The sequence below is a fragment of the Rubrivivax benzoatilyticus JA2 = ATCC BAA-35 genome, assembly GCF_000190375.1.
GTDB lineage: Bacteria > Pseudomonadota > Gammaproteobacteria > Burkholderiales > Burkholderiaceae_C > Rubrivivax > Rubrivivax benzoatilyticus.
In genome coordinates this window covers 1-5,034 of sequence record NZ_AEWG01000145.1, presented here as the reverse complement: position 1 = coordinate 5,034, position 5,034 = coordinate 1, and the positions used below count along the sequence as shown (strand labels likewise).

At 76.1% G+C, this 5,034-nt stretch carries 8 protein-coding genes; 1 reads left to right on the top strand and 7 read right to left on the bottom strand.

From position 1 onward, the window contains the following. Positions 1 to 6 precede the first annotated feature (6 nt). Genes RBXJA2T_RS16210 through gspG form a run of 7 tightly spaced genes read right to left on the bottom strand, consistent with a single transcriptional unit; the run spans position 7 to position 4,570 of the window. On the bottom strand, positions 7 to 504 hold the full coding sequence (locus RBXJA2T_RS16210) for a type II secretion system protein M (protein WP_037290433.1): 498 nt from the start codon (positions 502 to 504) through the stop codon (positions 7 to 9). Then, positions 501 to 1,739 carry a type II secretion system protein GspL gene (gene gspL / locus RBXJA2T_RS16205; protein ID WP_009858498.1) on the bottom strand — a complete coding sequence of 413 codons (1,239 nt, stop codon included), beginning with the start codon at positions 1,737 to 1,739 and terminating at the stop codon, positions 501 to 503. The genes RBXJA2T_RS16210 and gspL overlap by 4 nt, the downstream gene beginning before the upstream one ends. Positions 1,740 to 1,759: 20 nt before the next feature. Then, entirely contained in the window at positions 1,760 to 2,725 is a 966-nt protein-coding gene (gene gspK, locus RBXJA2T_RS16200; protein ID WP_009858497.1) for a type II secretion system minor pseudopilin GspK, read from the bottom strand. Then, positions 2,722 to 3,330, bottom strand: a complete 609-nt coding sequence (locus RBXJA2T_RS16195; protein WP_009858496.1) for a prepilin-type N-terminal cleavage/methylation domain-containing protein — start codon at positions 3,328 to 3,330, stop codon at positions 2,722 to 2,724. Before RBXJA2T_RS16195 ends, gspK begins: the two co-directional genes overlap by 4 nt. A 1-nt stretch (position 3,331) precedes the next feature. Then, positions 3,332 to 3,691, bottom strand: a complete 360-nt coding sequence (gene gspI, locus RBXJA2T_RS16190) for a type II secretion system minor pseudopilin GspI (protein ID WP_009858495.1) — start codon at positions 3,689 to 3,691, stop codon at positions 3,332 to 3,334. Next, on the bottom strand, positions 3,688 to 4,167 hold the full coding sequence (locus RBXJA2T_RS16185; protein ID WP_029718731.1) for a prepilin-type N-terminal cleavage/methylation domain-containing protein: 480 nt from the start codon (positions 4,165 to 4,167) through the stop codon (positions 3,688 to 3,690). The genes gspI and RBXJA2T_RS16185 overlap by 4 nt, the downstream gene beginning before the upstream one ends. Beyond that, the gene (gene gspG, locus RBXJA2T_RS16180) at positions 4,142 to 4,570 is read right to left on the bottom strand and encodes a type II secretion system major pseudopilin GspG (RefSeq protein WP_009858493.1); all 429 of its coding nucleotides are present in this window, start codon (positions 4,568 to 4,570) and stop codon (positions 4,142 to 4,144) included. The genes RBXJA2T_RS16185 and gspG overlap by 26 nt, the downstream gene beginning before the upstream one ends. Before the next feature lie 52 nt (positions 4,571 to 4,622). On the opposite strand from gspG, the gene RBXJA2T_RS16175 reads away from it, so the two are divergent. Further along, positions 4,623 to 5,034 (top strand): type II secretion system protein N (locus RBXJA2T_RS16175; protein ID WP_009858492.1); only part of this gene is annotated, 412 nt, incomplete at its 3' end.

Here is a 5,034-nt window from a genome sequence, read left to right as displayed (position 1 = left end):
GCGGGCTCATCCGGCGTCCCCGAGCGCGACGACGATGCTGCCGCTGTAGCCGCCCGCGCCGCGTGTCAGCGTCGCCTCGACCGGGCGGGCGCGGGCGCCGGAGCGCACCTCGGCCAGCCAGGCCTGCAGCTCGGCGGCGTCGGCGTTGTCCAGCGTCAGCACCGCACGCTCGCCCTGCAGCGCCAGGCGGCCGCGCGGCCCCAGGCGCTGGCTGGCGGCGCGCAGCGCGGCGGCGGCCTGCTCGGCGTTGACCGGCGGCGCGTTGCGCAGCTCGCGGGCCTCGGCGGCCAGCCGGCCCATGGCCTGCAGCTCGACGTCCAGCGCCTCCAGCTTGGCCGGCGCGGCCGACAAGGTGCGCCAGGCCGGTTGCACCGCCACGGCGAAGACGAGGTAGAGCACGACGACGGCGGCGGCCGTGGCGACGAGCAGGCGCTCGCGCGGCGCCAGCCGCGTCCACCAGGCGTTCAGCGGGGCCCGGCGGGCCACGTCCTGAGGGTGTTTCATGCGGCCGCTCCGTTGCCGCGGCTGACGGTGATGCGGCCGTCGGCGAGTTCGGCGGCATAACCCGCGGGGCGCAGCCGGTCGCGGAAGGCGGCGATCTCCGGCGGGCTCCAGCCGGTGGCGCCCAGCGTCAGCCGGCCGGGTTCGTAGCGCAGCGTCTGCGCCGGGCCCTGGCCTTCGGGCCAGGCGGCGGCGGCGGCGCCGATCAGGGCCTCGAGGTCGCCGTCGCCGGCCCGGCCGGCGGCCGCACGCAGGCGCTCGGTCTCGCGGCGCATCTGCAGCGGCGCGTCGATCACGGCGCGCACGCCGGGGAAGCTCTGCTGCAGCAGCGCGGTCATCGCGGCCTGCCGTTCGTCGATGGCGCGGCGCTGCTGCCAGGCCATCGCGTTCAGGCCGACGAGCTGCACCGCGACCAGCGCGCCCAGGCCCCAGCGCACCGGGCGCCACTCGGGCGCCAGCAGGCGCTGGACGGTGTCGCGCAGCACGCGCAGGCCGCGGCGCCGCGGCGCCAGCTCGAACTGGCGCAGGTTCCACGCCGAGCGCGCCGCGTCCAGCGCACGCGCGGCCTCGGCGATCACGGCCACCGGCTGGCCGAGAAAACGTTCGGCGGCGGCCGCCGCCGCCGGGGTCGCGGTCCAGCGCAGGGCCTGCACGTCGGCCGGCAGCAGCGCGCGCGCCAGCGTGCCGTCAGTGCGCAGCCGGGTGATGCCGTCCTCGCGCACCAGCGTCAGCCAGGGGGCGGCGTCGTCGGCGGCGCCCTCGGGCAGCGCGAAGTGGCCGCCCGGCGTGCCGGGCACGACGGCCGGCACGACGCGGTCGACGGCGACGCCGGCGGCCTCGAGATCGGCCACGACGCCGGCCAGCCAGCCGCGGTGCACCACGGCGACCCAGGCCTCGGCGCCGGCGGTGGCCTGCGGCGGCAGCGCGAAGTGCAGCGCGTCCTCGTCGTCGAGCAGCGCTTCCTCGAGCAGGCCGGCGAGCGCGGCGCGCAGCCGCGCCGGCGGCGCCTTGGGCAGCGTGATGCGCTGCCAGGCGACGTCGCCGTCGGCGAGCAGCACGACGACGCTGTCCGCGCGCGGCAGCAGCGCCGGGGCGGCGCGGCCCGAGGAGCCGACGGCCAGGCCGTCGGGGCTGAAGACGTAGTCGATCTCGGCGGGCGCGCGTGCGGGCGCCGGCTCGTCCGCCGAGCGCGATGCCAGGCGCTGCCGGGCGGGGATCTGGAGCACGAGGACGGCCATGAGGGTCTATTGTGGCGGGCTCACTGTGTCCCGATGTGAAGCGGGCGGCGCTCGCGGCGCAGCGTCACGACGTCGCGGCCGCGGTCGGCGCCGCGGCGCTCGACCAGCGACTCCTCCTCGACGATGCGCTCGTCCAGGCGCAGCCGGCCGCGCACCTCGAAGAACGAGCTGCGCACCGAGATCCGGCTCTCGTCGTCGGCGCGTGCGCCCTGCGGCAGCAGCGCCTGCACCGCGGCCAGCGAGTCGAAGGGGCTGCGCTGGCGCGTCTGCACCAGGCGCTCGGCGCTGCCCAGGTCCAGGCCGTCGATGGCCGCCACCAGCACCTCGCGCGGCGCGGTGTTGGCGTTGACCGGCGTCGGCGTCGGCAGCAGCGTCACGTACGGCTGCAGCCGGGCGATGGTGGCCGCGTCCAGGCCCAGCCAGGCGAGGTCGGCCGGGCGCGACGGCGCCAGCGGCGCGTCGGCGGCCTCGGTGCCGCTGCGCGCCGCCCAGGCCGCGGCCAGCCCCTGCGCCAGCCGCGACGCGGTGTCGGTGGGCGTGCCGGCGGCCTCGCACAGGCGCTGCAGCGCCTTCAGCTCCTGCGGCGAAATCTTGCCCTCCGAGTCGACGACGTTGCGCAGGTTGTACTTCGCCTGGGCGTCCGAGATCGCCCCCGAGATGAAGGCCTCCGGGGCGGCGGCGTCGGTGTTGTCGCGGTCGGCGGCGAGGAAGCTCGACAGCCGGGCCTCGGCCAGCGGTGTCGCCCAGGGCTCGCCGAGGTGGTCGATGCTGCCGGTGCGGGCGTCCTCGCGCAGGATCAGGCGCGCCCAGTCGAGCGAGGCGTCGAGGATCCAGCCGGCCTGCACCGCGCCGCGTTCGGCGGCCTCGATCTGCACCGCGCGCGTCTGCTGCCAGGCCATGCCGGCGGCCAGCGTCGCCACCAGCGTCAGGATCAGCATCGCCAGCAGCAGCGCCGCGCCACGCTGGCGCCGGGGCGCGCGCCTCACGAGCCGCCTCCGGGCAGCAGCACCAGGTCGCGCGTGAGGCGGCCGGCGGCGGTGTCGAGCACCAGGCGCACGGCGTCGGGCAGGTCCTCGCCGCCGTTGCCGTCGCCGGTGCCGGCGCTGGACTGGGCGTTGGACCAGGCGTTGCCGCGGTAGTAGTAGAGCTGCCAGTCGGCGACGCCGTCGAGCAGCCGCACCTGCTGCGGCTCGGTGCCCAGCAGCTGCTGGCTGCGCAGCCAGGCTTGCTGCAGCGGCTGCAGCCGTGTCGTCGCCGGGCTCGCCCAGCGCTGCCAGACGCCGTCGGCCAGCGTCCAGACGACGACCGCCACGCCGCCGTCGACGCGCCGCGTCAGGCGCAGGTGGCGGCCGTCGAACTGCAGCACCGGCGCGGCGCCGGTGTCCTGCAGCGACTGCAGGTCCTGCTGCCACTGCGACAGGATGGTGTTCAGCCGCGCCGTGCGGTCCACCGCCTGGGTGGTGGCGTCGCGCGTGCGCACCATGCCGTCGATGCCGCGCCAGGCCAGGCCGGCGAGCACGGCCATGATCGCCAGCGCGACCAGCACCTCGACGAGCGTGAAGCCGCGCGTGCGGCGGGCGGGGGAGCTCACGTCAGTAGCGCGAGACGACGGTCGACAGCGTCAGCAGCGGGCGGCCCTCGTCGTCGCTGACGCGGGCATCGACGCGGCGGAAGTTCGGGTTCGGCGTCGGCCGCGTCTGCACCACGCCGCGGTAGCGGCGGCCGAGCTGCTCGCACTCGAAGTCGGCGTCGCCGACGCCGGGCAGCTGACGCGCCAGGCGCAGCGCGGCGAGGCGGTTCTCGGCGCACCACTGCGCGGCGCTGACGTCGGCCAGGCGCTGCGCGTTGTCGGTCAGCGCGCCGCCGGCACGCAGCCCCGCGGCCAGCGCGACGGCGACGATGGCCACCGCGACCAGCACCTCGATCAGCGTGAAGCCGCGCGAGCGTCTCATGGCGCCTCGGCCGGCGGCACGACGGCGAAGGCCGACAGGCCGTCGCTGGCGACCTCCAGCCGGCGGTCGTCCAGCCGCAGCACGATGCGCTGCGGCGGCAGGATGGCCTCGGGCCCGAGCACCACCTGGTTGCCGCCGACGACCTGGGCGCTGACCTCGGCGTCGAGCCAGCGTGTCGGCAGCGCCTGGCCCGTCGGCAGCCCGGCGAAGACGAAGGGATCGCGCTGCGGGTCGTTCGTCGGGATCCAGGCCACCGCCAGGCGGCCGGTGCGCGCCTCGGTGCGCGCCGTCTCCAGCAGCGTGGCCAGGCGCGCGGCGTCGACCTCGAGCCGGGTGCCGGCCGGGTCGCGCATCGCCAGCGTGGCCAGGCCGATGCCGATGGCGACGATGGCCATCACGACCATCACCTCGATCAGCGTGAAGCCGCGCCGGCGACGGTGCAGGCGCCTGCTACTGCCAGGAGCCGACGTCGGCATCGTTGCCTTCGCCGCCGGCCTGCCCGTCGGCGCCGTAGCTGAAGACGTCGATCTCGCCCTTCACGCCCGGGTTCAGGTACTGGTACGGGTGGCCCCAGGGGTCGTTGGGCAGCTTGTCGAGGTAGGGCTTCCAGTTCGGCGGCACCGGGTTCGTGGCCGGCTTGCGCACCAGCGCGTCCAGGCCCTGCTCGGTGCTCGGGTAACGCAGGTTGTCGAGCTTGTAGAGCTTGAGCGACTGCATCAGGTTGTGGATGTCGGTGCGGGCGGCGGTCACGCGGGCGTCATCGGCACGGTTGAGAACGTTGGGCACGATGAGCGCCGCCAGCACGCCGAGGATCACCAGCACGACCATCAGCTCGATCAGCGTGAAGCCTCGGCGGCGCGAGCGGGAGAGGGGCATCATGAGGGGCGGAAGGCGAAGCCTGGCAGAGGGTGCGGTCAATCATAATCGGCGCATGACGACACGTTGGTGGGCGTTCGGTGTCTGGGCCGTGGCGGCCGCGAGCGCCGTCTACTGGGCCTTGCAGCTGGTGAAGCCGGCGCCGGCGACGCCGCCGCAGGCGAGCGTCGTGGCCGCCGCCGGCGCGATGCGCGGCGACCCGTCGCGCGTGCTCGGCAGCGATGCCGGCGTGCCCGCCGAGTCACCCGAGAGTTCGCGTTTCGAGCTGCTCGGTGTCGTCGCCTCGCGCAGTGCCGAGCTCGACGGCGTCGCCCTGATCGCCGTCGACGGCAAGGCGCCCAAGGCCTTCCGCGTCGGGGCGGCCGTCGACGGCGACACCGTCGTGCAGTCGGTGCGCCAGCGCGAGGTGCTGCTCGGCCCGCGCGGCGGCAGCACCACCGTCGCGCTGGATCTGTCGGCACCGCCGC

What these genes read in the sequence shown, in the direction of transcription:
- RBXJA2T_RS16210 (WP_037290433.1), bottom strand. Translation starts at nt 504, where the DNA reads ATGAAACACCCTCAGGACGTGGCCCGCCGGGCCCCGCTGAACGCCTGG.
- gspL (WP_009858498.1), bottom strand. Translation starts at nt 1,739, where the DNA reads ATGGCCGTCCTCGTGCTCCAGATCCCCGCCCGGCAGCGCCTGGCATCG.
- gspI (WP_009858495.1), bottom strand. Translation starts at nt 3,691, where the DNA reads ATGAGACGCTCGCGCGGCTTCACGCTGATCGAGGTGCTGGTCGCGGTG.
- RBXJA2T_RS16185 (WP_029718731.1), bottom strand. Translation starts at nt 4,167, where the DNA reads ATGCCGACGTCGGCTCCTGGCAGTAGCAGGCGCCTGCACCGTCGCCGG.
- gspG (WP_009858493.1), bottom strand. Translation starts at nt 4,570, where the DNA reads ATGATGCCCCTCTCCCGCTCGCGCCGCCGAGGCTTCACGCTGATCGAG.